Origin of the sequence: Flavobacterium chryseum, assembly GCF_004362015.1 — a bacterium.
Lineage (GTDB): Bacteria > Bacteroidota > Bacteroidia > Flavobacteriales > Flavobacteriaceae > Flavobacterium.
Genome location: NZ_SNWW01000003.1, coordinates 135,110 through 161,663 on the forward strand (window position 1 = coordinate 135,110; position 26,554 = coordinate 161,663).

The 26,554-nt window shown below is 32.9% G+C and carries 23 protein-coding genes and 2 tRNA genes; 12 read left to right on the top strand and 13 right to left on the bottom strand.

The features are described from left to right. Window positions 1-14 precede the first annotated feature (14 nt). Entirely contained in the window at window positions 15-548 is a 534-nt protein-coding gene (locus tag EV143_RS07115) for a YceI family protein (protein WP_133507279.1), read from the top strand. A 208-nt stretch (window positions 549-756) separates the two neighbouring features. Here EV143_RS07115 and EV143_RS07120 read toward each other — a convergent pair whose 3' ends face one another. After that, window positions 757-1,620, bottom strand: a complete 864-nt coding sequence (locus EV143_RS07120; RefSeq protein WP_133507280.1) for a helix-turn-helix domain-containing protein — start codon at window positions 1,618-1,620, stop codon at window positions 757-759. Window positions 1,621-1,712: 92 nt separating this feature from the next. Here EV143_RS07120 and EV143_RS07125 point away from each other — a divergent pair, with 92 nt between their 5' ends. After that, window positions 1,713-2,075: a DUF983 domain-containing protein gene (locus EV143_RS07125; RefSeq protein WP_133507281.1), complete on the top strand. Its 363-nt coding sequence runs from the start codon at window positions 1,713-1,715 to the stop codon at window positions 2,073-2,075. A 70-nt stretch (window positions 2,076-2,145) separates the two neighbouring features. Further along, window positions 2,146-3,021, top strand: coding sequence for an ACP S-malonyltransferase (gene fabD, locus EV143_RS07130; protein ID WP_133507282.1), 876 nt, complete (start codon window positions 2,146-2,148; stop codon window positions 3,019-3,021). Between the two features lie 87 nt (window positions 3,022-3,108). Here the strand turns inward: fabD and EV143_RS07135 are convergent, their stop codons facing one another. The 5 genes from EV143_RS07135 to EV143_RS07155 all read right to left on the bottom strand — a co-directional run bounded on the left by EV143_RS07135 (window position 3,109) and on the right by EV143_RS07155 (window position 6,326). Continuing rightward, window positions 3,109-3,435, bottom strand: a complete 327-nt coding sequence (locus EV143_RS07135) for a hypothetical protein (protein WP_133507283.1) — start codon at window positions 3,433-3,435, stop codon at window positions 3,109-3,111. Beyond that, window positions 3,420-3,614, bottom strand: a complete 195-nt coding sequence (locus EV143_RS07140; protein ID WP_133507284.1) for a hypothetical protein — start codon at window positions 3,612-3,614, stop codon at window positions 3,420-3,422. The genes EV143_RS07135 and EV143_RS07140 overlap by 16 nt, the downstream gene beginning before the upstream one ends. Window positions 3,615-3,723: 109 nt before the next feature. Beyond that, the gene (gene galE, locus EV143_RS07145) at window positions 3,724-4,737 is read right to left on the bottom strand and encodes a UDP-glucose 4-epimerase GalE (RefSeq protein ID WP_133507285.1); all 1,014 of its coding nucleotides are present in this window, start codon (window positions 4,735-4,737) and stop codon (window positions 3,724-3,726) included. Between the two features lie 18 nt (window positions 4,738-4,755). Beyond that, a complete protein-coding gene (locus EV143_RS07150; RefSeq protein ID WP_133507286.1) occupies window positions 4,756-5,190 on the bottom strand; it encodes a nuclear transport factor 2 family protein in 435 nt (144 codons plus the stop codon). Between the two features lie 2 nt (window positions 5,191-5,192). Further along, window positions 5,193-6,326: a DegT/DnrJ/EryC1/StrS family aminotransferase gene (locus EV143_RS07155; RefSeq protein ID WP_133507287.1), complete on the bottom strand. Its 1,134-nt coding sequence runs from the start codon at window positions 6,324-6,326 to the stop codon at window positions 5,193-5,195. 137 nt (window positions 6,327-6,463) lie between these two features. Here EV143_RS07155 and EV143_RS07160 point away from each other — a divergent pair, with 137 nt between their 5' ends. Both EV143_RS07160 and EV143_RS07165 read left to right on the top strand, forming a co-directional pair. Next, window positions 6,464-7,693 (top strand): 3-deoxy-D-manno-octulosonic acid transferase, encoded by a 1,230-nt coding sequence (locus tag EV143_RS07160; RefSeq protein ID WP_133507288.1) that lies wholly within the window; start codon window positions 6,464-6,466, stop codon window positions 7,691-7,693. Between the two features lie 348 nt (window positions 7,694-8,041). Beyond that, window positions 8,042-8,266, top strand: coding sequence for a PG1828 family lipoprotein (locus EV143_RS07165; RefSeq protein WP_133507289.1), 225 nt, complete (start codon window positions 8,042-8,044; stop codon window positions 8,264-8,266). Between the two features lie 118 nt (window positions 8,267-8,384). Here EV143_RS07165 and EV143_RS07170 read toward each other — a convergent pair whose 3' ends face one another. From EV143_RS07170 to mutS, 4 genes are all read right to left on the bottom strand, one after another. Beyond that, entirely contained in the window at window positions 8,385-8,759 is a 375-nt protein-coding gene (locus EV143_RS07170; RefSeq protein ID WP_133507290.1) for a DUF1508 domain-containing protein, read from the bottom strand. A gap of 185 nt (window positions 8,760-8,944) precedes the next feature. After that, window positions 8,945-9,030: transfer RNA gene (locus EV143_RS07175), tRNA-Leu, on the bottom strand. Between the two features lie 14 nt (window positions 9,031-9,044). Then, window positions 9,045-9,117, bottom strand: a tRNA-Gly gene (locus EV143_RS07180). A 151-nt stretch (window positions 9,118-9,268) separates the two neighbouring features. Continuing rightward, entirely contained in the window at window positions 9,269-11,875 is a 2,607-nt protein-coding gene (mutS, locus tag EV143_RS07185; RefSeq protein WP_166638128.1) for a DNA mismatch repair protein MutS, read from the bottom strand. A 157-nt stretch (window positions 11,876-12,032) separates the two neighbouring features. On the opposite strand from mutS, the gene EV143_RS07190 reads away from it, so the two are divergent. From EV143_RS07190 to EV143_RS07200, 3 genes are all read left to right on the top strand, one after another. Then, a complete protein-coding gene (locus tag EV143_RS07190; RefSeq protein WP_059117927.1) occupies window positions 12,033-12,464 on the top strand; it encodes a DUF1573 domain-containing protein in 432 nt (143 codons plus the stop codon). A 75-nt stretch (window positions 12,465-12,539) separates the two neighbouring features. Beyond that, entirely contained in the window at window positions 12,540-13,076 is a 537-nt protein-coding gene (locus EV143_RS07195; protein ID WP_133507291.1) for an RNA methyltransferase, read from the top strand. A gap of 41 nt (window positions 13,077-13,117) precedes the next feature. Further along, window positions 13,118-15,271 carry an Ig-like domain-containing protein gene (locus EV143_RS07200; protein WP_133507292.1) on the top strand — a complete coding sequence of 718 codons (2,154 nt, stop codon included), beginning with the start codon at window positions 13,118-13,120 and terminating at the stop codon, window positions 15,269-15,271. A 6-nt stretch (window positions 15,272-15,277) separates the two neighbouring features. On the opposite strand, the gene folK is transcribed toward EV143_RS07200, so the two are convergent. Beyond that, complete coding sequence (gene folK, locus EV143_RS07205) at window positions 15,278-16,411, bottom strand: 2-amino-4-hydroxy-6-hydroxymethyldihydropteridine diphosphokinase (RefSeq protein WP_133507293.1); 1,134 nt, start codon at window positions 16,409-16,411, stop codon at window positions 15,278-15,280. A gap of 136 nt (window positions 16,412-16,547) precedes the next feature. Here folK and sppA point away from each other — a divergent pair, with 136 nt between their 5' ends. From sppA to EV143_RS07220, 3 genes are all read left to right on the top strand, one after another. Next, window positions 16,548-18,305, top strand: coding sequence for a signal peptide peptidase SppA (sppA, locus tag EV143_RS07210; RefSeq protein WP_133507294.1), 1,758 nt, complete (start codon window positions 16,548-16,550; stop codon window positions 18,303-18,305). 11 nt (window positions 18,306-18,316) lie between these two features. After that, window positions 18,317-19,264, top strand: a complete 948-nt coding sequence (locus EV143_RS07215; RefSeq protein ID WP_133507295.1) for an alpha/beta hydrolase family protein — start codon at window positions 18,317-18,319, stop codon at window positions 19,262-19,264. 393 nt (window positions 19,265-19,657) lie between these two features. Continuing rightward, the gene (locus EV143_RS07220; protein ID WP_133507296.1) at window positions 19,658-22,288 is read left to right on the top strand and encodes an AsmA-like C-terminal region-containing protein; all 2,631 of its coding nucleotides are present in this window, start codon (window positions 19,658-19,660) and stop codon (window positions 22,286-22,288) included. A gap of 48 nt (window positions 22,289-22,336) precedes the next feature. Here EV143_RS07220 and EV143_RS07225 read toward each other — a convergent pair whose 3' ends face one another. Continuing rightward, a complete protein-coding gene (locus EV143_RS07225) occupies window positions 22,337-23,416 on the bottom strand; it encodes a glycosyltransferase family 9 protein (RefSeq protein ID WP_166638129.1) in 1,080 nt (359 codons plus the stop codon). Window positions 23,417-23,673: 257 nt separating this feature from the next. Next, window positions 23,674-24,468 (bottom strand): DUF2797 domain-containing protein, encoded by a 795-nt coding sequence (locus EV143_RS07230; RefSeq protein ID WP_133507297.1) that lies wholly within the window; start codon window positions 24,466-24,468, stop codon window positions 23,674-23,676. A gap of 259 nt (window positions 24,469-24,727) precedes the next feature. Between EV143_RS07230 and EV143_RS07235 the strand changes: the two genes are divergently transcribed. Then, window positions 24,728-26,251 (top strand): GH3 auxin-responsive promoter family protein, encoded by a 1,524-nt coding sequence (locus tag EV143_RS07235; RefSeq protein ID WP_133507298.1) that lies wholly within the window; start codon window positions 24,728-24,730, stop codon window positions 26,249-26,251. The last annotated feature ends 303 nt before the right edge of the window (window positions 26,252-26,554 follow it).

A 26,554-nucleotide genomic window follows, 5' to 3' on the forward strand; every position in this document is an offset into this window, starting at 1 on the left:
TAAAAAATAAAATTATGGCAACTACAAAATGGTCAATTGACCCAACACACTCAGAAATTGGTTTTAAAGTTAAACACATGATGTTTACAAATGTTTCAGGTAAATTTGGAACTTACGATGCAACAATTACTACAGACGGAGATAACTTCGAAAATGCTGCAATCGAATTTTCTGGCGATATCGCTTCTATCGATACTGCAAATGCAGACAGAGATGGTCACTTAAGAAGTGCAGACTTTTTTGATGTTGAAAACAATCCAAAATTAACTTTCAAATCTTCAACTTTCAAAAAAATTGATGCTGGTGATTACGAAATAACTGGAGATTTGACAATAAAAGGTGTTTCAAAATCTGTAACATTTCCTGTAGACTTTAGCGGAATCATGACTGATCCTTGGGGAAATACTAAAGTTGGTTTAAGCATAGAAGGAAAAATCAATCGTAAAGATTGGGGATTAAACTGGAACTCAGCTCTTGAAACTGGTGGAGTTTTAGTAGGCGAAGAAGTAAAATTAAACATCGAATTACAGTTCGCAAAACAAGCATAATTTGCAATATTCTATTAATTTGGTTGGTTAAAAAGCCTGCACTTGTTGAAAAGTGCAGGCTTTTGTTTTAGTTTGCCACGAATTACACTAATTTCCACTAATTTTTTTCTACAAATTAAAAAGATTTTCGCAGATTAAAATCCACATAATCCTTTGGCAAAAAACTAAAATTCAATTTGTGAAATTTGTGAAATTTGTGGCAAAAAAATTATCGCACAGTATTTCTAAATTCAGTTGGCGACATTCCGGTTTGTTTTTTGAAGAATCTGGAGAAATACGAATAATCCTCGTAGCCTACTTTAAATGCTACTTCGTTTACGGCTAATTGTTTATCGATCAGCATTCGCTTTATCTCTAAAACTACTCGATCTGTAATTACTTCTGTGGCTGTTTTTTGTAGAATTTCATTGCAAATTCGGTTTAAATGTTTTAAAGTGATATTTAATTTTTCGGCATAAAACGAAGGCAGTTTTTGAGTTTTAAAATATTCTTCTAATAAAGTTTCAAATGCACTGATTTTGATATTATACGAATGTGTTTGATGCGAATAGGTTTCATTATATTTCCTGGAAATTTCGATATGAATACAATCAAGCAGATTCAGTAATTTATCTAATTGCAATTTATTAATTTGAAGATTTTCGTCAATTAATAAATCAAAATATGGGAGGATTTTTGGAATTTCTTTTTCTTCAAAAACCATTTCCGGGCGATTGTGAATCGAATGATAAAAATTATAATCGTTGATGTTTTTCTGTCCGAAATATAAATTATAAAGTTCCTGAGAAAAGATAATCACATAACCTTCAATGTCTTCAGACAAACTCCAATGATGCATTTGTCCGGGCTGTAAAACAAATAAACTTCCTTTTTTTATTTCGAATTGATCAAAATCGACTTCATGCGTTCCTGAACCATTCGTAAAAAACACCATTAAATAAGAATCGTGACGATGTGGCTCTTCGACAAAACTGTGACTTTTTAAATGTTCTTTGAAAGTATTGACGTAAAAATCGCGATGAATGTCGTTACAGCTAAAATTCTGAACACTATAAACTGGATATTTTTTCATAAAATGTCTTTATTGTGCTATAAGTAGCGAAGATATAAAAAAGGATTTAATAGAATCTAAAATACCTTTGTATAAATAAAAACAACAAAGTCATGTCAAATACATTAACACATATTTTGAAAAATGAATGTCCGAATTGTCATAAAGGAAAAGTATTTAAAGACAAAAATATTTTTCTGAATTTCGGTTTTCCAAAAATGAATGAATATTGTAGTCATTGTAATTACAAATTTCAAAAAGAACCTGGTTACTTTTTTGGTGCCATGTACGTAAATTACGGATTGACTGTAGCGCAAGGTATTGCTACTTATTGTGTTGCCCAAATGTTTTTTGAACAAACATTCGATTTACGAATCATTCCTATTATTGCTGTTGCAATTACCTTACTAACTTCTTTCAATCTGCGATTTTCAAGATTAGTATGGATTTACATGTTTAAGGATTATACGAGCTAAAAAAATACTATTTTTGCCTTTCAATTGAAACTAATTTTCAATTCAACAAATTTCAATCTTAATTAGACAAATGAAAGCATACGTATTTCCGGGTCAGGGCGCACAGTTTACAGGAATGGGCAAAGATTTATATGAATCATCGGCTTTAGCCAAAGATTTATTTGAAAAAGCTAATGAAATTTTAGGTTTCAGAATTACAGATATTATGTTCGAAGGTACTGCCGAAGAACTAAAAGAAACTAAAGTTACGCAACCGGCAGTTTTTTTACATTCGGTTATTTTAGCTAAAACTTTAGGCGAAGATTTTAAACCAGAAATGGTTGCAGGACATTCGTTAGGAGAATTTTCTGCATTGGTTGCCAACGGAACTTTATCTTTTGAAGATGGACTTAAATTAGTTTCTCAACGTGCTTTGGCAATGCAAAAAGCCTGCGAAATTACTCCATCTACAATGGCTGCAGTTTTAGGTTTAGCTGATAATATTGTAGAAGAAGTTTGTGCTTCTATTGACGGAATCGTAGTTGCAGCAAACTACAACTGTCCGGGACAATTGGTTATTTCTGGAGAAACTACCGCAGTTGAAAAAGCTTGTGAAGCAATGAAAGCTGCAGGAGCAAAACGTGCTTTAATTTTACCTGTTGGAGGAGCATTTCACTCTCCAATGATGGAACCGGCAAGAGAAGAACTGGCTGCAGCAATTGAAGCAACTACATTCTCTACTCCTATTTGCCCGGTTTACCAAAACGTTACTGCAAATGCAGTTTCAGACGCAAACGAAATCAAAAAGAACTTAATTATTCAATTGACTGCTCCTGTAAAATGGACTCAATCTGTACAACAAATGATCGCTGACGGCGCTACTTTGTTTACTGAAGTTGGCCCAGGAAAAGTGCTAGCAGGTTTGATTAATAAAATTGATAAAGAAGCGGTTACGGCGAATGCTTAATTCTTATTTAGTTACAGTGACAGTTTTCACTTATTTAATGTATAAAAAAATCCTCATAGACTTCAATCAGTTTATGAGGATTTACTTTTATAACTGTTTTGCTTCTTCGCTGTAATTATTTAAAATTCCAGTAATCAGATAACTTTGATTTCTTTTTTCAAAAAACACATACCAAGTAGTTCTGGTATTAGCTTTATAAAAAATATAATCTGACCCTAAATAATGAAGTGATTTTGGAGTTTTCTTATGAGGAGATTTTTTAATTCTTTCCGGAACGGCATCATAAATATTGTCAACATATTCTTCTGCAGATTCTATAAATCCAAAATATTGTTTTTTATGTAAGATTACAACCAAATCATCAAGGTAACTTATTACAAATGGCGTAAAAATAACTTCTATTTTCCCCACCATTCTCTAATTCTCCTTTTCGCTTCAGCTTTTGCTTCTTCTGGCGTTAACCCTTTTGCAAACTCAGCATCAAAATCAAAAGTTTCAGGATCTATTCCTTTGAACTTCGGTTTTTGAATTTCATACTCCACTCTAGGTTCTTCTACCTTATCATTTTTTTTATTTTCTTTTTCTGAACCCATAATTCCTACATTTTTACCTTACAAATTTACAAAATAAATCGAATCAAAATAAAAATCCCAAATGAATAATCATTTGGGATTTTTATATTTAGTATGCGACTGAAAATTATTAAGAACGAACTTTTTGTTCCCATTTCCAAGCACTTGCCATTGCTTCGTCTAAGCTTAATTCTGCTTTCCAGCCTAAAACATTATTAGCTTTGTCTGTATTTGCGTAGGCTTCTGTGATATCGCCTTCGCGACGCGGCATAATTTTATAGGGTAGTTTTTTATTGCTTACTTTTTCAAAACTATGAATTACTTCCAAAACCGAACTTCCTGTTCCGGTTCCTAAATTAAAAGTTTCTACTTTTTGCAAATTCTTTTTATTCAATAAACGCTGCAATGCAATAACGTGGGCTTTTGCTAAATCAACAACGTGAATATAATCACGAACCGCAGTTCCGTCAGGCGTTGGATAATCATTTCCAAAAACTGATAATTCCTGACGCAATCCCATTCCGGTTTGGGTAATAAACGGAACTAAGTTTTGAGGAACTCCTAAAGGCAATTCCCCAATTTCTGTACTTGAGTGTGCTCCAACCGGATTAAAATAACGCAATAAAATCGCAGTTATATTTGTTACTTTAGCTGTATCTGTAATAATTTCTTCTCCAATTTGCTTTGTATTTCCGTAAGGAGACATTGCTGTTTGCACCGCAGCATCTTCTGTTATTGGCATTTTTTCGGCTTGACCGTAAACTGTACAAGATGAACTAAAAATGAAACTTGCTTCTGGTTTTTCTTTTAATTCCTGCAATAAATACACTAAGGAATTAATATTATTTTCGTAATACAATAACGGATTTTCAACACTTTCTCCAACTGCTTTTGAAGCTGCAAAATGAATTACTCCAGTAACATCATTGTGTTTTTTAAAGAAATTTTGAACTGCCGCTTTTTCTCTTAAATCAATTTTCTCGAATAAAGGCGTTTTTCCGGTTATGTTTGTAATTCCTTTTAAAACATCTTCTGAAGAATTTGAAAGATTATCAATTACCACAACTTCAAAGCCTTCATTTTGCAATTCGACTACGGTATGCGAACCAATAAATCCTAATCCTCCTGTTACTAATATTTTCATTTGCTATTTCTTATCTGGTTATATTTTAAAAGCTTGTCGGGCAATAAGCAACCAATTATTTTTTTGTTTTTGCCAAACAAGCATTATTCCAATTTTAATATCTTTATCAATTCCGCCATCTTTGGTATGAGCTGCTAAAATATGTCTAACTATTGCTACATCACCGTTAATAGTAATGGTTTGATCTTGAAATTCTATCGTTACAAAATCAGATTTTCCACTAACGATTCCTTCTATAAATTCTGTTTGATTTTGAAAATTACCATTTGAGTGAACATAATTCAACTTTTCAGAAGTTAATGATTTTAATTTCACGCCATCTGCATCAATCATTGCCTGACGCAAAATTTCAACTCGATTATTGACGGCAGTTTCTTCTTTAGAATTCGATTTTTGAGCAAAAACCGAAACCTGAACAAGAATCATTAAAATTAAAATATTGAAAGATCTCATGATTATTTGTTTAAAAACTCAAGAACTGAATCTGTAATAAATTTAATTTGCTCATCATCCAATTCTGTATGCATTGGCAAAGCAATTACTTCTTTAACCAATTGATTTGTTACAGGAAATTGTTCTTCTTTATAACGAGTATCAACATAAGCTTTTTGAGAATGCAACGGAATTGGATAATAGATCGCACAAGGAATTCCTTTATCTAATAAATGTTGCATTAATGCATTTCTATCTGCATCAACAATTCTTAATACATATTGATGAAAAACGTGATCGTTTTGATTTGCATCAAATTCAGGTGTAACAATATGTGCATTTCCTGCAAAAGCAGCATTATATTTTGTTGCTGCACGACGACGCGCTTTATTATATTCGTCTAACAAAGGTAATTTTGCATTTAAAACTCCCGCCTGAATACTATCTAAACGTGAATTAACCCCAACAACATCATGATGATAACGCTCGTACATTCCGTGATTTACAATTCCACGGATACTGTGTGCTAATTTATCGTCGTTTGTAAAAATTGCTCCACCATCGCCATAACAACCTAAATTTTTAGATGGAAAAAATGAAGTTGCAGCCACATGACCAATAACACCAACTTTGCTTTTTGTTCCTGATTTAGAAACATAATCAGCTCCAATTGCTTGCGCATTATCTTCGATAACATATAAATTATGTTCTGCAGCAATTTCCATAATAGCATCCATATTAGCGGCACGGCCAAATAAATGTACCGGAACAATTGCTTTTGTTTTTGGCGTAATTGCTTTTTTAATTGCCTCGATATCAATATTCATATTGGTGATATCAACATCAACCAAAACCGGAGTCAATTGCAGTAAGGCAATTACTTCTACAGTTGCAGCAAAAGTAAAATCGGCAGTTATAACCTCATCTCCTGGCTTTAAATCTAATGCCATCATTGCAATTTGCAACGCATCAGTCCCATTTGCACACGGGATAACATGTTTTGCTCCTAAATAATCTTCAAGATTTTTTTGGAATTGATGAACTAAAGGTCCGTTTATATAAGTATTTGTATCTAAAACTTCTTGAATCGAAGCATCAACAGTAGCTTTTATTTTTTCGTATTGACTCTTTAAGTCAACCATTTGAATTTTTTTCATTTCTATTTCTTTATTTAAAACGTAAGATTTGTTTTTGGAACTCAATCTTTAAAACGAAGAACAAAAATAGTTATTTAATACCTTCAAACCAATGAAAATAATCGAAAGAAATGTATTTTTGCACCAAACTTACACACATGCTTTTTCTATACAATATTGTTGTTTCTATTGCTGGCTTTTTTCTAAAAATTGTCGCGCTTTTTAGTCCAAAAATCAAGCTTTTTATTGAAGGCAGAAAAAACGTTTTTAAAATTTTAGAAGAAAAAATTAAACCAACAGATAAAACGATTTGGTTTCATTCGGCCTCACTTGGTGAATATGAACAAGGTTTGCCTGTAATTGAAAAAATCAAAGAAAAACATCCTTCGCACAAAATTATAGTTACTTTTTTCTCTCCTTCAGGTTACGAAGTACGAAAGAATAATAACGTCGCCGATGTGACTTTATATTTGCCTTTGGATACTAAAAAAAATGCAAAACAATTTTTAAGATTAGCGCATCCAGAATTAGTCTTTTTTATTAAATATGAATTTTGGCTGAATTATTTGAAAGAGCTTGAAAAAAGCAAAACTCCAACGTATTTAATTTCAGGCATTTTTAGAGACAGTCAGATGTTTTTTAAATGGTATGGCGGTTTTTACAGAAAAGCACTAAAAACCTTTACTTATTTCTTTGTACAAAATGAAGCATCAAAGGAAAAAATTCAATCGATCGGATTTGATAATGTAATTGTTTCAGGCGATACGCGCTTTGATCGTGTAAATGCTATTTTAGAAAGAGATAATTCGCTTGATTTTATTGAGAATTTCAAAAATAATGAAACTACCATTGTCATAGGTAGTTCATGGCCCAAAGACGAAGTTTTACTTGCGGAGTATATTAATCAGGCTCCTGAAAATGTAAAATTTATTATTGCGCCACATAATATTAAAGCAGATCAAATTTCCAGCCTTAAATCACAAATTACAAAATCAAGTGTTTTATTTTCAGAGAAAGAAAATATCGATTTGTCTAATTTTCAGGTTCTTATTATTGACACAATAGGCTTATTAACCAAAATTTATAGTTACGGAACGATCGCGTATGTTGGAGGAGGTTTTGGAAATCCCGGAATTCATAACATTCTTGAACCGGCGACTTTTGGAATTCCGATCCTGATTGGTCCTAATTATTCGAACTTTGCAGAAGCAATTCAATTAGTTGAGCTCGGCGGATGCATTGTTATATCTAATAAAGAAGAACTAAAAAGCAATTTGGACGATTTAATTACCAATGAAAATTTACTGAAAGAAAAAGGCAAAATTTGTGCGTCTTATATCCAGAATAATACAGGCGCAACAAACAGCATTATGAATATCGTTTCTTAGACATTTAAAAGCTTTAAAGAGTAGTTACAGGTCATTTTTACAATAAAAAGGCTTTAAAAGCTTTTATTTTATCATTTTCGGCTCACAGGATAATTAATAAAAAGCAAAATAAACTGCAATCAAACAAAGCGAAAAAGCCAATTTACTTATTGAATATTCAACGAAAAATAATCATAGCAAAAAATACCATAATACGCCATGTTTTTGCCGTTTTGGCATTATTCTTGATAACTAAGATAATCGTGAGCAATGAAAATATTTTAAAAAAAAAATAAAAAAATATTTTACATATTAAAAAATTTATATCTTTGCCACGAATTAATAATTAACCTTTTATAATAAAGTAAGATGAAAAAAGTATTTTTAAGTTTAGCTGTTGTTGCTGTTTTAACTGTTGTATCTTGTAAAAAAGCTGATGCTGCAGCTACTGAGAATGTAGATTCTACTGCTGTTGCTGTTGATTCAGCTGCTGCTGTAGTTGATTCTGCTGCTGTAACTGTTGATTCTGCTGCTGCAAAAGTTGATTCTGCTGCTGCAAAAGTTGAAGAAGCTGCTAAAGAAGTAAAAAAATAATTAGAACTAAATTCTAAAGATTTTAAAACCATCATTACGATGGTTTTTTTTATGATCGTTTTTTCCTACTTGATCATAAAAACACAAAAAAAAGCGTTCACCTAGGCGAACGCTTTTTTTATTCTATTTCATCTTCAACTACAACCTCATCTTCAAAAATCGAATCGTTTGACGAGAAGTCCAGAATCTCTGCTCTTGAAGCATAAGTCACTATTTCCTTTATTCCTTTCTGTAACAGCAATTCTGTAGTGTATTTCCGGCTAGTGGCGAAGTGAACATCGCCCAACATCAATTTAAAGAAATACTTTCCTCCTGATCCTTTAAATTTCAAAAATTTAGCCTGGTCAATATTTGCTTTAAATCTTTCAATATCTTCTTCTGATTCAAATTTCAACTCATAACTCAAACTTGTAAATATCACTTTCCCTTTTCTGGAAGTAAATACAAATTTATATTCATCATTAAATCTTTTACTAATTACAAAAGCACCCATTTTTTGATTTCAGATTTTAGATTGTTGATTTTAGCATTCTTAGATTCTTAGATTCTTAGATTCTTAGATTCTTAGATTCTTAGATTCTTAGATTCTTAGATTCTTTAAATAAATTTACTTCGTAAATTTATTTAAAGCTTGAGTTTATGCAATAAAAAAAGCCTCTTCAAAAGAAGAGGCTTTAGTACTCAGAGCGGGACTTGAACCCGCACGAACATTGCTGTTCACTGGATTTTAAGTCCAGCGTGTCTACCAATTTCACCATCCGAGCATTATATGGTTTTGAGCGAAAAACGGGGCTCGAACCCGCGACCTCGACCTTGGCAAGGTCGCGCTCTACCAACTGAGCTATTTTCGCGTTTCAAATTCTAGTAAGAACCGCAACACTTGACTTGTTCTGTATTGCGAGTGCAAATTTAGGACATTTATTCAATTACACAAGCCTTTTTTGAAAAAAAATTACACTTATTTTATAACTTTCTGATAACCTAAACTTTAAATACGAAAATTTATTTCTTAATTAGCATTCTTTTGATCTCATTGAGTTTCATTAGTGCTTCAACCGGCGTTATTGCGTTTATATCAAGACTTAGTATCTCTTCTTTGATTTCTTCCAATAAAGGATCATCTAAATTAAAGAAACTCATTTGCATTTCATCAGCTGCAGATTTTACTCCATTTAGTGCGTCGCTTGAATGATTCTTCTCTAATTTCTTTAATAACTTCTGGGCTTTCAAAATTACGATTTGAGGCATTCCGGCCATTTTTGCTACGTGAATTCCAAAACTGTGTGCGCTTCCTCCTTTTATCAGTTTTCTGATGAAAAGAACAGTATCTTTTAATTCTTTTACCGCAACGTTATAATTCTGTATTCTCGGCAACGATTCTGTCATTTCATTTAACTCATGATAATGCGTCGCAAATAAGGTTTTTGGTTTTGATGGATGTTCGTGCAAAAACTCGGCAATAGCCCAGGCGATTGAGATTCCGTCATACGTACTGGTTCCTCTTCCAATTTCATCTAAGAGAACTAAACTTCTGTCGGATATGTTATTCAAAATAGAAGCCGTTTCGTTCATCTCGACCATAAAAGTAGATTCGCCCATCGAAATATTATCCGACGCTCCTACTCTGGTGAATATTTTATCTACAATTCCCATTCTAACACTGTCTGCAGGAACAAAACTTCCCATTTGAGCCAACAATACAATTAAAGCGGTTTGTCGTAAAATAGCCGATTTACCAGACATGTTAGGCCCGGTAATCATAATAAGCTGTTGAACTTCTCTATCTAAATAAACATCATTAGCGATATACGGTGTTCCAACCGGTAATTGTTTTTCGATTACAGGATGTCTTCCGTTTTTGATTTCGAGTTCAAATGTTTCATCGATTTCCGGACACACATATTGATTTTCTACAGCGAGTTGCGTAAAAGAGCATAAACAGTCTAATTGCGCTACCAAATTTGCATTCATTTGAACCGGTTTAATATAAGTCGAAATCCAGGCCACTAATTGCTCAAAAAGATCTGACTCGATTTTATAGATTTTTTCTTCGGCTCCTAAAATCTTGGTTTCATATTCCTTAAGTTCTTCGGTAATATAACGTTCTGCATTTACAAGCGTTTGTTTACGAATCCACTCTTCCGGTACTTTGTCTTTGTGTGTATTTCGAACTTCGATATAATATCCGAATACATTATTGAATGATATTTTTAATGAAGAGATTCCGGTTCTTTCTGATTCTCTTTTTTCAATTCCCTCCAAATATTCTTTTCCTGAGGTAGAGATAGCACGTAAATCATCTAATTCTTCACTAATTCCTTTAGCAATTGCATTTCCTTTTGAGACTGCTACCGGAGCATCCTGATTTAAAGTTGTTTTAATTTTCTCTCTCAACAAATCGCAAGCATGCAAACTATCTCCAATAATTTTTACTGCTTCTTGTGGACTTTGAAGCGCTAAGGTTTTTATCGGAATGATAGCATCCAGCGATTCTTTCAAATAAACAATTTCGCGAGGAGAAACTTTACCGGCGGCAATTTTAGAAATCAAACGTTCTAAATCTGAAATTTGCTTGATTTGATATTGAATTGTATGTAAAATTTCAGGATTTGTTTTTAAATACGAAACCACATCGTGTCGTCCTTTTATTTTATTGCTGTCTTTAAGAGGCAATGCCAGCCAACGTTTTAACAAACGGCCTCCCATTGGCGAAAGCGTTCTGTCGATTACATCTAAAAGCGTTACAGCATTTGGATTATAACTGTGGTATAATTCCAAGTTTCTAATCGTAAAACGATCCATCCAAACATAGGCATCTTCTGCAATACGCTGAATGGCTGTGATATGTTGTACGCGGTTGTGCTGCGTTTCTGACAAATAATACAAAATCGCTCCAGAAGCAATAATTCCTTCTTTTAATTCTTCAATACCAAAACCTTTTAAAGAAATGGTTTGAAAATGTTTGGTTAAAATTTCTACAGCATAATCTTCTTTATAAATCCAGTCTTCCAGATAAAAACTATGAAAATCTTCACCAAAAGCAGCTTTAAAGTCACCTTTATTATTTTTAGGAACCAGAACTTCACTCGGATTAAAATTCTGTAAAAGTTTATCTATATATTCAGCATTTCCCTGAGCGGTTAAAAATTCTCCGGTTGAAACGTCTAAAAAAGAAACTCCTATATTTTTATTTGCAAAATAAACAGAGGCTAAAAAGTTATTTGTTTTGGATTGTAAAACCTCATCATTTAAAGAAACTCCGGGAGTTACCAATTCAGTAACACCGCGTTTGACGATTGTTTTCGTCATTTTTGGATCTTCAAGCTGATCGCAAATCGCTACACGAAGTCCTGCTTTTACTAATTTTGGCAAATAGGTATTGATAGAATGATGCGGAAAACCAGCCAGCGCTGTTTCAGTTTCAGAACCCGCACCTCTTTTAGTTAGCGTAATACCAAGGATTTTTGAAGCTCTAACAGCGTCTTCTCCAAAGGTTTCATAAAAATCTCCTACTCTGAAAAGCAAACATGCATCAGGATATTTTCTCTTGATTTCGTTGTACTGTTTCATTAAGGGTGTTTCTTTCACCACTTTATCTTTCGCTGCCAAATTAATATGTTTTTAAATGAAAATTAAGACAGCGAATTTATACTATTTTGAAGGAATATCGAAATGCTTCAAAAATTAAAATATTTTTAAGATTATTTTAAGTTCAGATATAAGAATTTTATCTAGCTTTGTCCTAATTAAAAAAGACTCTTAAAAGATGAAAAAAATAATCTTAATCGCTATGTTAGCTGTAGTTGGAATTACAGCTTCTAACGCTCAAAGCACTAAAAAAGCTAAGGCTGCTAAAGTTGCTAAAATTGAAGGAGCTGGAATGGCTTTTGAAACTGAAACTATTGATTACGGAACTATCGCTCACAACGCAGATGGAAAACGTGAATTCGTTTTTGTAAACAACGGAACTAAGCCATTAATCATTACTAACACACAAGGATCTTGTGGTTGTACAGTACCAACTACACCAAAAGAGCCAATCGCTCCGGGTGCTAAAGGTATTATTGGTGTAAAATATGCTACTGACAGAGTTGGTGCATTTACAAAAACTGTTACTGTTACTTCTAACGCTGAAGGACAGCCAACAAAAGTACTTACAATTAAAGGTACAGTTTTACCAGATCCAGTAAAAAGCTAATCTGAAAAACAATAAAATAATAGAAAAAGCTTCCTTATCTTTGGAAGCTTTTTTTATGACTTGAAATCAACCCAAATGAGAAAACTGGAAAATAGTGAACTAGACCGAAAATCGATTGAAGATTTTAAAAAATCAGACAAAACTCCTCTAATTTTAGTGCTTGATGATATTCGAAGTCTTCACAATATTGGTTCTGTTTTTAGAACTGCTGATGCTTTTTTGATCGAAAAAATAATTTTGTGCGGTATTACAGCTACTCCTCCAAATAAGGAAATTCATAAAACTGCCCTTGGTGCTACCGAAACTGTTGCCTGGGAACATCATGAAAATGTTTTAGAAGTTATTGAAAATCTTAAAAAAGACAAAGTACAAACATTAGCCATCGAACAAGTTGAAAGCGCCGTTTTTCTTCAGGATTTTAAAGTGGAAGAAAATCAGAAATATGCCTTGATTTTTGGAAATGAAGTATACGGTGTTTCTCAAGAAGCGGTTGCCATTTGCGATGGATGTATTGAAATTCCTCAATTGGGGACCAAACATTCTTTAAACATTTCTGTAAGTGCGGGAATTGTGGTTTGGGATTTGTTTCAAAAATTGAATTGGCCTAAATAGAAATATATTTTTTGTTATCATAAAATTGATACTTTTATAAAATGAAAGATATTAATTTCTTAACAATCTTGATTCTAGTTTTTAGTTTTAGTTTTAATCAATCTCATGGTAATGAAATAATTAGAACTTCGACTAAAAACAAAAATACAATTGCAAACAATACTCTTAAACCTAATAAAAAGTATAGTTCAAAAACATTGCTTGCCATAACGCCTCCTGTAATTAAAGCAACAGGAGATCAATTATATTGCCCAACAAACACCCTAAATATTGTAACAGATATTATTATTACGCATGATCCTGCAGAATTAGGAACAGAAGCTGTTTATATTCAAATCTCATCTGGTTATTCAAGTGGTTTTGACAAACTTGAACTTTCTAATCCAACATTACATCCTTCACTTGTAACAAGATGGGATGTTACTTCCGGAAAATTAAAACTATCAAGCCCAACGGGAGTTGATGTTTTATATTCTGATTTTGTGGCTGCGATTAAAGATGTTGTCTTTTCTAACTCTTCTGTTACTGCTTCCGGAACCAGAACTTTTTCTATAACAATTGGTCAGGCGAATTACTTACCATCTACACAGCATTATTATTTATTTATACCCAGTATTGGAATTACCTGGACAAATGCAAAAGCTGCCGCTGAAGCCAGTACTTACTACGGACTGAAAGGATATTTAGCCACGATTTTAGCTTCGGATGAAGCCAAACTAATTGGTGAACAAGCCTCAGGAACTGGCTGGATTGGAGGAAGCGATGCTGAAATGGAAGGAATTTGGAAATGGGTAACAGGGCCAGAAGCAGGAACTGTTATGAATTATACTTTCTGGAATTCAGGCGAGCCAAATCAACTGGGTGATGAAGATTATGCTCATATTACGCAACCCGGAATTGGAATAAGAGGATCATGGAATGATTTGTCAAATACCGGAGATGTAAACGGCAATTACCAACCGAAAGGTTATGTTGTTGAATATGGAGGAATGCCAGGCGAACTTCCTTTAGAAATAGCGGCCAGTACAAAAATTACAATTCCGCAAATTACTATTACTTCTCCCCCTCCAATTTGCGATTCAGGAAGTTTTATTTTAAACGCAACCGCTACAACCGGAGCAACAATTAATTGGTATGACGCTGCTATTGGTGGGAATTTATTACACACCGGAAACAATTACACAACACCTACTATAAATTCCTCAACAACTTATTATGCTGATGCAGGTTGCGAAAGCAATCGGAAATCAGTTATCGCCACAATAAATGCAACTCCTGCAACTCCAACCGTAAATTCATCAACTGTTTCAAGATGTGGTGCGGGAAATCTTACGCTCGAAGCCAATTCAAATATTGGTATTATTAACTGGTTTACTACTGCTATTGGTGGCGCAAGCGTTTATACCGGCAACAGTTTTGTAACACCAACTATTTCAGCAAATACTACTTATTATGCACAGGCTTCTAACAATGGCTGCATTAATACAAATCGCACTCCTGTAAATGTTGTTATTTATACTCCACCCCTAGTTAGCGATGAAGAAATTTCGATATGTGAGTTTGAAAAGAAAACAATAGATTCTGGAATTTCGGGAATGATTTATAAATGGAATACCGGCGAAACAACTCAAAAAATCGAAATTAATACTGGTGGCATATTTACGGTTGATGTTACGAGTCCTGATCCTCAAAACTGTACGAGTACAAAAAAAATTACGGTTACAGAACATTTGATTCCTAAAATAGATCGAATTGATGTAGACGAAACAAAAGTTATAATTTATCTGAACAAAGAAGAAATCTATTATGAATATTCTGTAGACGGAATTAATTTTCAGGATTCTAATCTATTTTATGATGTTCCAGGCGGATTGCAAACTGCTTATGTACGAGAGAAAAATGGATGCGGAGGCGTAACACAAAATTTTATCGTGCTTGTTTTTCCAGCGTTTTTTACGCCAAACAACGATTCTTATAATGATTTATGGGAAGTAACAGGAATGGAAAATTATCCTCAGGCGCAAGTCACGATTTTTGATCGTTACGGAAAACTTCTGGCACAATTGAATTTTTCTAAAATGAGTTGGGATGGCACTTTTAATAAAACACCTCTTCCCGCTTCTGATTATTGGTATGTGCTAAAAATTGATGACACAAAACCGATTTTTAAAGGCCATTTTTCATTGAAGAGATAAAGATCTTTAAGAAATCTTCTTTTGAATTTCATCTAAAACAAAAAGATAATCTTCATGTTTTTTTACGAAATCGCGATTTGAAACATCAATAATCAGAACATTTAAATCAGTTTGAGATTTAATATATTCTAAATAACCATTATTGATTTTATCTAAATATTCTGCTTCGATATTTTGCTCGTAGTTTCGTCCGCGTTTTTTGATGTTTTCCAGTAAACGCGCTGTATTTTGGTACAAATAAATATACAAATCCGGCTTTGGCATTTCTTTATAAATAATATCGAATAAGTTTCGGTACAAACGATATTCATCTTCGGCAAGTGTAATTTTAGCAAAAATGAGCGATTTAAAAATATGATAATCAGCTACGATAAAATCTTTAAACAAATCAAACTGCGCCAAATCATCCGATAATTGTTGGTATCTATCCGCCAGAAAAGACATTTCAAGCGGAAAAGCGTATCGGTTCTGGTCTTTATAAAATTTAGGCAAAAACGGATTGTCTGCAAAACGTTCCAAAACAGTTTTAGCATTAAAATCTTCCGCAATTTTATTCACCAAAGTTGTTTTTCCGGCACCAATATTTCCTTCAAAAGCAATATAATTAAACTTTTGCAACGGAATTTCCTGCAACGGAATTTTTAAATCCTGCACAACCGTACAAACACTATCATCTGGTGTCGCAGCAATTAACTCGGCTATTGTTTTATGAAATATGGGATGTTTCCAGTTTAATTTTAAATCCTGCATGGGCAGTAACACAAACTTTCTGTTTTGCATTAAGGGATGCGGAATCTGCAGTTTTTCAGAATCGATAATTTCATTGTCAAAAACAATCAAATCAACGTCAATAATTCGGGATTGGTATCCTTGCTGATTTGATCTGATTCTGCCTAATTGTTTTTCAACTTTTAAAACCTGATTTAATATTTTTTGTGCCGATGAAGTGGTGTGCAAAAGCAAGGCACAATTATAAAAAGCATCACTTTCAAATCCCCAGGAAGGCGTTTCGTATAGTTTTGAAACCTGAATTACCGTCCCTACTTCCTGATGTATCAAAGTAATACAACTTTGGATGTTAGCTAACCGGTCTCCCTGATTACTGCCTATCGATAAAACGACCTGATGCTGTGATTTCATAATTAATGCAAATTAACTAAAACTATTTTAGAATTAACAATATATTTGTGAAACGAGCCCGCATTTTAATTGTGGATTTGTCCTGAAAATTTGTAACTTATTACTCTTTTTCGCTACTTATTAAAAAAATATATTTATGAAATTTCTAGGAAATGTAGTTGCCACAGTAATTGGTATTTTTGTATTTATCATGTTATTCTTTTTTGGAGTAATTCTTATTGGGGCTATTTTTGGAGGAGACGATAGTGTTTCTGTTAAAGGTGATTCGGTTATAGAATTAAATTTAAAAAAAATCAATAACGACTATGCCGGAAAATATAAAGATCCGTGGGTAAGCGTTTTCTCTGATAAAGAAGGAGTTGGCTTGACGGATGTTATTAACGCAATCGAAGCGGCTAAAACAGATGACAAAATAAAAGGAATCTCCATCTTAAATGATGAATCATCTTTAGGATTGGCGCAATATAAAGATTTGAGAAATGCACTTGAAAGCTTTAAAAAATCAGGAAAATTTGTTTGGGCTTATGCCAATACTTATTCTCAAAAAGAATATTATTTAAACTCGGTTGCCAATACCATTTATTTGAATCCTGCCGGAGATTTAGATTTTAAAGGGCTTTCATCTGAAGTAATGTTTTTTAAAGATTTTCAGGATAAATCAGGTATTCATATGGAAGTGATTCGTCACGGAAAATATAAAAGTGCCGTTGAACCTTTTCTTGAAAATAAAATGAGCGATGCCAACAGAGAACAAATTACAGCTTTGTTAAACTCAATCTGGACGAATGTTTCTACCGATATTTCAAAAAGCCGAAATATTCCGCTTCCTAAATTAAATGAAATCGCAAACGGTTTGTTAGCCAGAACTCCGGAAATGGCAAAAGCACAGCATTTAGTTGATATTGTTGCTTATGAAGATGTGTATCATAACGCCATCAAAAAAGCACTGAAAGTTACCGGCGATGACGATTACAACAAAATCTCAATTTTAGATTATACTCAAAATAATATTACAACGGCTTTAACCAATACATCAAGCGATCAAATTGCGATTATTTACGCTCAGGGCGAAATCGAAAGCGGTGAAGGCGATGTAAATGTAATTGGTGAAGGTGCGATGCGTCGTTCTTTGCAGGAAGCAAGAAAAGATGATGATGTAAAAGCAATCGTACTTCGAATTGACAGTCCGGGTGGTAATGCTTTAACTTCTGACTTGATTTGGAGAGAAATTGAAATTACTAAAAAAGTAAAACCGGTTGTAGTTTCTATGGGAAATTATGCTGCTTCAGGTGGATATTATATTGCTTGTAATGCGAATAAAATTTTTGCTGAAAAAAACACCATTACCGGTTCAATTGGCGTTTTTGGTATTTTGCCAAATTTTAGTCCGTTAGCCAATAGATTAGGGATTAACACAGAACAAGTAAAAACGCATGAGAACTCTGCTAATTACAGTCCGTTTGTTCCTGTTGACGAAAAGTTCAAAGCTTTTACTTTAGAAGGTGTAGAACATATTTACAACACTTTTGTAACGCACGTTGCTGAAGGTCGAAAAATGACTTTTGCTCAGGTTGATGCCATTGCACAAGGGCGAGTTTGGTCAGGATCTGAAGCTGTAAAAATTGGTTTAGTAGATCAAATTGGCGGCTTAAATGATGCCATTGCTGAAGCTGCAAAAATTGCAAAAGTAAAATCATACAGCACACAAAATTATCCGGAATACGAAAAGTCTTTTAACGATGTATTATCAGGCTTACCGTTTGCAAAATCTAAAGAAGCTTTTATTAAAGAAGAAATTGGCGAAGAAAACTACCTTCTTATCGAACAGGTAAAAAGACTGCAAAAACAAAAAGGTGTTCAGGCGATGATGCCTTTCGGATTAAATATTAAATAAAGTTTGCTAAAATGAAAAATGTATTTCTTTTGTTTTTTCTTTTATTGCTGGGTTCTGTAAACGCACAGGATAAAAAGCAAATCGCTTTTCAGGAATCTTCTGCGATCTTAAAAATCAATAAAGATCAGCTTTATGGTACGCTAACAATGCCGGATGTTGCAAAAAAATGTCCCGTTGCTTTAATAATTGCCGGTTCAGGGCCTACAGACAGAAATGGAAATAACCCGATGATGAAAAACAATTCATTAAAAATGCTGGCCGAAGCTTTAGCAAAAAATGGAATTGCATCTTTAAGGTTTGACAAAAGAGGAATTGGAGAAAGCAAAACTGCTGCAGCAGCTGAATCTGGTTTAGTGTTTGAAAATTATATTGAAGATACCAAAAGCTGGATAAATTACTTAAAACAGGACAAACGTTTTTCGCAATTGATTGTTATTGGTCATAGCGAAGGTTCTTTGATTGGAATGATTGCGGGAGCGAAGGCCGATAAATTTATTTCGATTGCAGGAGCAGGAGATTCTGCAGATAAAATTTTAAAAGCGCAAATAGCCAGTAAATCAAATAAAGAAATTGAGAATCTTACGTTTCCAATAATTGACAGTTTGAAGAATGGCAAGACGGTAAAAAAAGTCGATCCGATGCTTAACAGTTTATTCAGACCTAGTATTCAGCCTTATATCATTTCCTGGTTTAAATATAATCCTCAAACAGAAATAAAAAAATTAACCATTCCTGTTTTAATTTTACAGGGAAATAAAGATTTGCAAGTCACAATAAAAGATGCTGAAAATTTATCTGAAGCGAACAAAAAAGCTGAATTGGTAATTGTAGACAAAATGAACCATGTCCTGAAGATTGTTGACGGTGATGAGCAGGCCAATTATGCCAGTTATACCAATGAAGTTTTACCAATTTCGGAAGTATTGACAGACAAAATAGTTTCATTTATCAAAAAATAATAAAATTACAAACCATGCCAAAATCCGTTTGATTCATTTCAAACGGATTTTTTCTATTTAAGAAAACAATTTCTTAGCATACCGCAGCGTTTATACTAATTAGCTATTATTAAATTAACCCAAAATTAATTTACACTTAACACCTTTAGCCCTTTGTCCTGCCTATTTTAGCAAAAAATTAATGCACCAGACAAAATCGTATACGCCTACCTATAAAGACATAGAAAATTAATTTATTTTTTTTTAATAGCTTGCCCATAATCGAAATTCGATTTACGGCAGGCTATTGTTTTTTTATGAAAGATTTCAAATAAAGACATTATAAAAAGTCTATTTTTGCAGGAATAGTACATATAAATTAAGAACCTTAAAACCTCAAATCTATAATTAATTATGTTAAAGAAAATTTTAAAAATCGCAGCCATTGTCCTTGTGGTAATTATTGCCGCATTATTTGCTATTCCGTATCTTTTTAAAGATCAGATAAAAGCAAAAATTGCAGAAGCTATTAATGAAAGTGTAGACGCAAAAGTGAGTTTTGCTGAAGCCGACTTAAGTTTATTTAAAAACTTCCCTAATGCTACTGTAGAAATTGAGAAACTACTAATCATCAATAAAGCTCCTTTTGAAGGTGATACATTGGTTTCTTTAGGCGAATTGAATTTGAAAATGAGTATCAAAGAACTTTTTAAAGGAAAAGATGAGCCTTTAAACATTCAGGGAATTACCTCTGAAAATGGTTTAATCAACATTATCTTTAATAAGGATGGTATTGGAAATTTTGATATTGCATTAAAAGACAATAAAGAAAAAACAGAAAAAGAAGAAGCAAGTAAACCGCTGGCTTTAAAAATCCAGAACTATAAAATTGAAAATTTTACTTTCAGATATATCGATCAGGGTTCTAAAATAAAAATGGTTATTGACAGTTTAAACCATGAAGGAACAGGAGATTTTACCAATTCTGTACTTGATTTAGACACAAAAACTACAGCTAACGTTTCATTAGATATGGACAAGGTTAATTATATGAAAAATATAAAATTAACTTTAGATGCGGTTTTAGGAATTGATTTAGAGAAAAGTAAATACACTTTTAAAGAAAACAAAGCTTTAATAAATCAATTACCATTAGAATTTGACGGATTTATTCAGATGGTTGAAAAAGGTCAGATTTATGATTTGAAATTTAAAACGCCAACTTCATCGTTTACCAACTTCTTAGGATTAATTCCTTCGGCTTATGCCTCAAGTTTAGAAGGTGTAAAAACAACCGGAGATTTTACTATCGTTGGTTTTGCAAAAGGAGAATTAACAGATACAACTGTTCCTAAATTCAACATTGCCATTGCTTCAAACAATTCTTCTTTCCAATATCCGAACTTACCAAAATCAGTTCAAAATATTGTTATTGATACAAAAATCATCAATGAAACAGGTATTTTAAATGATACTTATGTAAACTTAGATAAATTATCATTCAAAATTGATCAGGATATTTTTAGCGCTAAAGCAAATGTTAGAAACATTACGGTAAATCCGTTAGTAAAAGCAGCATTAAAAGGAACTATCAATTTAGCAAACCTTTCGAAAGCATATCCAATAAAAATGGACAAACCTTTGGCTGGTATTCTTAAAGCTGATGTTACAACAGAATTTGATATGGCTTCGGTAGAAAAAAGCCAATACGAAAACATCAAAAATGCAGGAACGATGAGTTTGTCAGGATTTAAATATACTGACGAGAATAACAAGTCTATGAATATTAGTACGGCTTTAGTTGAGTTTAATCCAAGCACAATCAACTTAAAAAAGTTTGATGCTACTACAGGAAGAAGTGATATTAGCATTAACGGAGTTTTAGAAAATTTCTATGGTTTTATGTTTAAAAAACAAGAACTAAAAGGAAATTTCAACATGAGTTCAAACCAACTGGCTGTTGATGATTTTATGACTTCAGGAGAACCTGCTGCACCAGCAAAAACGGAAGGAAAATCCGGAGAAACAAAATCTACACCGGCAAAACCGGCTGAAGCAATGAAGATTCCAGCGTTTTTAAATTGTACTATAAATGCAAAAGCAAATACGGTATTGTATGATAATTTAAAACTGAAAGATGTTGCAGGACGTTTAATCGTTAAAGATGAAAAAGCAACTTTAGAAAACTTTAAAACTTCTATTTTTGGAGGAACAATTGGTCTAAACGGAGCTGTTTCTACTAAAGCGAAAGTGCCTACTTTTAATATGAACTTAGGTTTTAATCAAGTTGATATTGCACAAACTTTTACGCAATTAGACATGATGAAAAAAATTGCGCCAATAGCAGGAATCGTTAATGGAAAAATAAATTCGACTATTAAATTGAATGGAAATCTGGATGCAAAGGAATTGACTCCGGACTTAAAATCAATTACTGGAGATTTAATTGGGCAGTTGCTTTCTACTACCGTAAATGCTAAAAATTCTACTTTACTGAATTCTTTAACTTCAAACATTAAATTCCTTGACGCAAGCAAATTGAACTTGAATGATTTAAAAATGGCTTTGAGTTTTGAGGACGGAAAAGTAAAAGTAAAACCATTTGACATTAAATATCAGGATATTAAAGTTACTGTTGGCGGAACGCATGGTTTTGATCAAACCATGAATTACAACTTAAAATTAGATGTTCCTGCTAAATATTTAGGATCAGAAGCTAATGCTTTAATCGCAAAAATGTCTGCTGCTGATGCTGCTAAACTGGATAATATTCCGATTAATGCATTGATCTCTGGAAATTTTTCGAGTCCTAAGATATCAACAGATATGAAAAGCGCCGTTAGCAGTTTAGCTTCTCAGGTTGTGAATCAGCAAAAAGAAAAATTAACTCAAAAAGGAACTTCGGCTCTTACTGATTTAATTAATAAAAACACAAAAGCTAAAGACACAACACAGGCTGCAAAAACAGAAAAAGAAACTAAAACACAAGAAGCTACTAAAAAAGCAGGTGACTTATTAAACGGTTTATTTAAGAAGAAAAAATAAGGCCACGAAAAAAGTAAAAGGCCATTCACTGTGAATGGCCTTTTTTATTTATACTGCTTTTGAATATGTTTTTAATTTTCCGTTAGCGAGAATTGAATTTATAATTTTAAAATATTCTGTCTGGGAACAATTTGCAGTATCAATTCCGATACTGCCACTATCATAAGGTTCGTATTTTTTTATGTCTGAAACAGAGAACAAACCTACGGTTGGCGCCTGAACAGAACTTGCTAAGTGCATAATTCCGCTATCTGCCCCAATAAACAAATCTACATTTGCTAATACAGATCCCATTTCGCGAATATCTTTACTATAATAAGTAGGAGCTTTAAACCCTATTTGCGAAACATTTTCGATAGGCAGGATTTCGATAATATTGTAATTTTTATATTCTATTAAAAGTTTAGAATAAAAGTTTTCCCACCAATCTTCAGAAAAACATTTAGTTCCTGTAGCGTATGTAAACAAACAAATTGTTCGTTTTGAAGGATCAATTATAAGATCCAGGATTTTCTTTCCGTTATCAAGTTCCGCAGTAGTAAGTTTTAAATCTAAAGGCGGAATTATTTTATTGCTTTTCGCTAATCCTAACTTTGATAAATAGTTTCGGAAATTATAGACAGGATATTTGGCGATATGGTCGTAATCATCTTTTGACTCTGAAAACTCACCGTCTAAATCTCCATAAAATTTATATTTTGCATTTGAAAATTTTACTGCCAATCGGCCAGAAGAAGAATTTTGATCTACATTGATGGCCATGTCATACGGCTCTTGTTTTATAGAAACCCAAACCTTAATATATTCCAGTAAATCTTTGAACGGTTTTTTAGGTAAATGAATTGTTTTATTTACAACTTCATAGTTTTCATAAATAATGGGTGCTAAAGATCCTTTTACAAACAAATCGATTTTACAATTTGGAAACATTGTTTCAACTTCCTGAATAAGAGGAGATATAAGCAACAAATTACCTAAACGTCCGTTGGGTCTACAAATTAAGACTCTTTTAATTTCAGTTTTATCAACCAAAACAATATCTCTTTCGGACTTTGGTTTCCCGATATTCTTAGTCAAATTGCGCATTACGCCCCTTCGAAAATAGTTGATTTTGCCTAAAACACTCATTTGTATAATAATTTTTAGAATTAGAAATCTCTAATTAATTTTAAAAAAAACCTATGTGTTGAATTACTTCAAAACTAGGTTCTTTAATTTTTTAAAATTAATTTCTTTCAATAAGCTATTATTACAAAATTGTAAGTAAATGTATCAAAATTTACATCTTTTTAGCCTTGAAAGCGATTTAAAATTAAACTAAATATTATGTAATCAATAAATTATTAGACAGTTAGCCACTATAGTCCGACGGTTTCGCAATATAGCTAGACGTTGATATTTACGACATATCCTTCTGAACCCCGAATGTTAAAAACGGTTCCGTTTTCGAATATTAAATATTGTCCTTTTATACCAACCAATTTCCCCTGAAAAGAAGGTGTTTTGTCTAAATTTAAACTTGCCACTTTTGCCGGATAATTTAAAACCGGATATTGCAATTCGTATAAATCATTCTTTTCACTAAAAAAATACTCACGAGCTTCTGTCGGAATCAGGTTTTCAATTTTTACTTTTTCTGCAATAAGGTCAAAAGTTTCGCTTGTATGCTGAAGCATTTTTCTCCAGTTGGTTTTATCTGTGTAGTAGTTTTTTAAAGCGACTTCAGTTATTCCGGCCAAATATCTGTTGGGAACCTCAACTACAGCTATTGCAAGACTGGCTCCCTGATCTATCCATCTGGTTGGAACTTGTGTTTTGCGTGTCACTCCCACTTTTATTTCACTTGCAACGGCCAAATAAACTACGTGAGGCTGCAATTGTACTTTTTGTTCGTAATCTAAATCTCTATCGGCAATTCCTAAATGCGCTGTACTTAATTCAGGTCTCATAATCCAGTCGCCAACAGCGGGACTCGAATAAAAACAATCATAGCAAAAACCTTGTCTGAATATTTTTTTCTTTTTACAGCAGTTCAAACATTGATACCCAACAAAATTAATTTCAATTTCTTTATTCAATAACTGATTGACGCTTAAAAAACTATCTTCAAAAACCAGGTAATACTGAATTGGGCTTCCGAGTTCTGTCTGCATTTTTGTAAGTACGCCTTGATATGTCATTTTAATTTTAGATTGGTGATTTTAGATTTTAGATTGCAGATTCGTTGCTCAGATCTTTGAATATTAAAAATCAATTCAATTTTTTTAAGTAGAATCTTACCACAAATAGAATTGTTTTTTTATAAAAAAACACTATTTTTGATACAACAGCAAAGTTACTATTTGTCTGTAGATATTCAAATTTTAAATTTTTGTTTGCTGTAAGTAAACTTAAAAATCTAAAATCTAAAATCAGCAATCTAAAATCTAAAATTTACCAATGCCCATATCAATAATTAACTCGTTCGCCTCTTGGGTTCTTAAACAAAGAATTCACCAAATAGAACTCTTTTTAAAATATCCAAATGAAGTTCAGGAAGAATTATTGCACAATTTATTAACGGCATCTGAAAATACGGTTATTGGAAAAAAATATGAATTTTCATCTATAACTTCCTACCAGACTTTTGTAGAGAGAGTCCCGATTGCAACTTACGAAGAATTACAACCTTTAATAGAACGTACACGTCAGGGTGAACAAGGTGTTTTTTGGGAAAGTCCTATAAAATGGTTTGCCAAATCCAGCGGAACTACAAATGCTAAAAGTAAATTTATTCCGGTAAGTAATGAAGCTTTAGAAGATTGTCATTATAAAGGAAGTAAAGATTTACTTTGCTTGTATTTGAATAATAATGAGGACTCTGAATTGTTCTTAGGAAAAAGTCTTCGCTTAGGCGGAAGTTCTCAAATCTATGAAAACAACAATACTTTTTTTGGTGATTTATCTGCTATATTGATTGAAAATATGCCTATTTGGGCTGAATTTAGCAGTACGCCAAGCAATAAAATTTCGTTAATGACGGAATGGGAATCTAAAATTGCCGCAATTATTAATGAAACTAAAAATGAAAACGTAACCAGTTTTGCAGGAGTTCCTTCGTGGATGTTGGTTTTAATGAATAAAGTTTTAGAAAATACGGGCAAACAAAATCTATTGGAAATCTGGCCGAATCTTGAAGTTTATTTTCATGGCGGAGTGAGTTTTTCTCCATATAAAGAACAATACAAAAATATTGTACCTAGTAAAGATTTTAAATATTACGAAATATACAATGCTTCTGAAGGCTTCTTTGCGATTCAGGATTTAAATAATTCCAGCGATTTATTGTTAATGCTGGATTACGGAATTTTCTACGAATTTATTTCGATGGATACTTTTGATTCTCCAAATCAAAAAATAGTTCGTTTAGCCGATGTTGAATTGAATAAAAATTATGCGATTGTTATTACGACCAATTCTGGTTTATGGCGTTATTTAATTGGCGATACGGTTCGTTTTACTTCCTTAAATCCGTACAGAATTCGCGTAACCGGGAGAACAAAACATCATATTAATGTTTTTGGTGAGGAATTAATGGTCGAAAATACTGATCAGGCCATAGCCAAAGCTTGTCAGATTACCCAAACTGAAGTTATCGATTATACGGTTGCCCCAATTTTTATGCAAGACAAAGAAAAAGGTGCTCACGAATGGATGATTGAATTCAAGAAAAAACCTGCTGATGTTGGTCTTTTTCAAAAAGTTCTCGACGAAACTTTGCAGACTTTAAACTCTGATTATGAAGCCAAACGTTATAACAATATGACTTTAAATCCTTTGGTTATTAATGTAGCACGTGAAAATTTATTTTACGATTGGTTAAAGGAACGTGATAAATTAGGTGGCCAGCATAAGATTCCAAGACTTTCGAATCAAAGAGATTATTTGGAACAGTTGAAGGAGATGTGTGTGGTGAAGAGTTAAACACAAATTTCACGAATTGTTTATATTGATTTTTTATAACGTTTGTCATTTCGACCAAAGGGAGAAATCACACTAGAAATACGCAAAGAAATCGCCAATCTGTGTCGAGTTGCGAGTGTGATTTCTCCCTTTGGTCGAAATGACACGAAATGTGATAATTATTCTTAAAAACCTTAAATTCCACTAAATCGCATGAGGGATAGAAGTGGAAATCCTTTTTGTTTTTTCTTTAAAAACAAAAAGATTGGAATGGATAGCCCGACCCGGAGGGACATGCCCATAAAAAAACCTTAGCTTTTATTG

Coding starts and splice junctions, on each gene's coding strand:
- EV143_RS07215 (WP_133507295.1), top strand. CDS start 18,317: ATGAAAAATGTATTTCTTTTGTTTTTTCTTTTATTGCTGGGTTCTGTA.
- sppA (WP_133507294.1), top strand. CDS start 16,548: ATGAAATTTCTAGGAAATGTAGTTGCCACAGTAATTGGTATTTTTGTA.
- EV143_RS07195 (WP_133507291.1), top strand. CDS start 12,540: ATGAGAAAACTGGAAAATAGTGAACTAGACCGAAAATCGATTGAAGAT.
- EV143_RS07225 (WP_166638129.1), bottom strand. CDS start 23,416: ATGAGTGTTTTAGGCAAAATCAACTATTTTCGAAGGGGCGTAATGCGC.
- EV143_RS07165 (WP_133507289.1), top strand. CDS start 8,042: ATGAAAAAAGTATTTTTAAGTTTAGCTGTTGTTGCTGTTTTAACTGTT.
- EV143_RS07200 (WP_133507292.1), top strand. CDS start 13,118: ATGAAAGATATTAATTTCTTAACAATCTTGATTCTAGTTTTTAGTTTT.
- EV143_RS07140 (WP_133507284.1), bottom strand. CDS start 3,614: ATGGGTTCAGAAAAAGAAAATAAAAAAAATGATAAGGTAGAAGAACCT.
- folK (WP_133507293.1), bottom strand. CDS start 16,411: ATGAAATCACAGCATCAGGTCGTTTTATCGATAGGCAGTAATCAGGGA.
- EV143_RS07120 (WP_133507280.1), bottom strand. CDS start 1,620: ATGAAAAAATATCCAGTTTATAGTGTTCAGAATTTTAGCTGTAACGAC.
- EV143_RS07135 (WP_133507283.1), bottom strand. CDS start 3,435: ATGGTGGGGAAAATAGAAGTTATTTTTACGCCATTTGTAATAAGTTAC.
- EV143_RS07170 (WP_133507290.1), bottom strand. CDS start 8,759: ATGGGTGCTTTTGTAATTAGTAAAAGATTTAATGATGAATATAAATTT.
- EV143_RS07155 (WP_133507287.1), bottom strand. CDS start 6,326: ATGAAAAAAATTCAAATGGTTGACTTAAAGAGTCAATACGAAAAAATA.
- EV143_RS07230 (WP_133507297.1), bottom strand. CDS start 24,468: ATGACATATCAAGGCGTACTTACAAAAATGCAGACAGAACTCGGAAGC.
- EV143_RS07235 (WP_133507298.1), top strand. CDS start 24,728: ATGCCCATATCAATAATTAACTCGTTCGCCTCTTGGGTTCTTAAACAA.
- EV143_RS07190 (WP_059117927.1), top strand. CDS start 12,033: ATGAAAAAAATAATCTTAATCGCTATGTTAGCTGTAGTTGGAATTACA.
- EV143_RS07150 (WP_133507286.1), bottom strand. CDS start 5,190: ATGAGATCTTTCAATATTTTAATTTTAATGATTCTTGTTCAGGTTTCG.
- galE (WP_133507285.1), bottom strand. CDS start 4,737: ATGAAAATATTAGTAACAGGAGGATTAGGATTTATTGGTTCGCATACC.
- EV143_RS07125 (WP_133507281.1), top strand. CDS start 1,713: ATGTCAAATACATTAACACATATTTTGAAAAATGAATGTCCGAATTGT.
- fabD (WP_133507282.1), top strand. CDS start 2,146: ATGAAAGCATACGTATTTCCGGGTCAGGGCGCACAGTTTACAGGAATG.
- EV143_RS07115 (WP_133507279.1), top strand. CDS start 15: ATGGCAACTACAAAATGGTCAATTGACCCAACACACTCAGAAATTGGT.
- EV143_RS07220 (WP_133507296.1), top strand. CDS start 19,658: ATGTTAAAGAAAATTTTAAAAATCGCAGCCATTGTCCTTGTGGTAATT.
- EV143_RS07160 (WP_133507288.1), top strand. CDS start 6,464: ATGCTTTTTCTATACAATATTGTTGTTTCTATTGCTGGCTTTTTTCTA.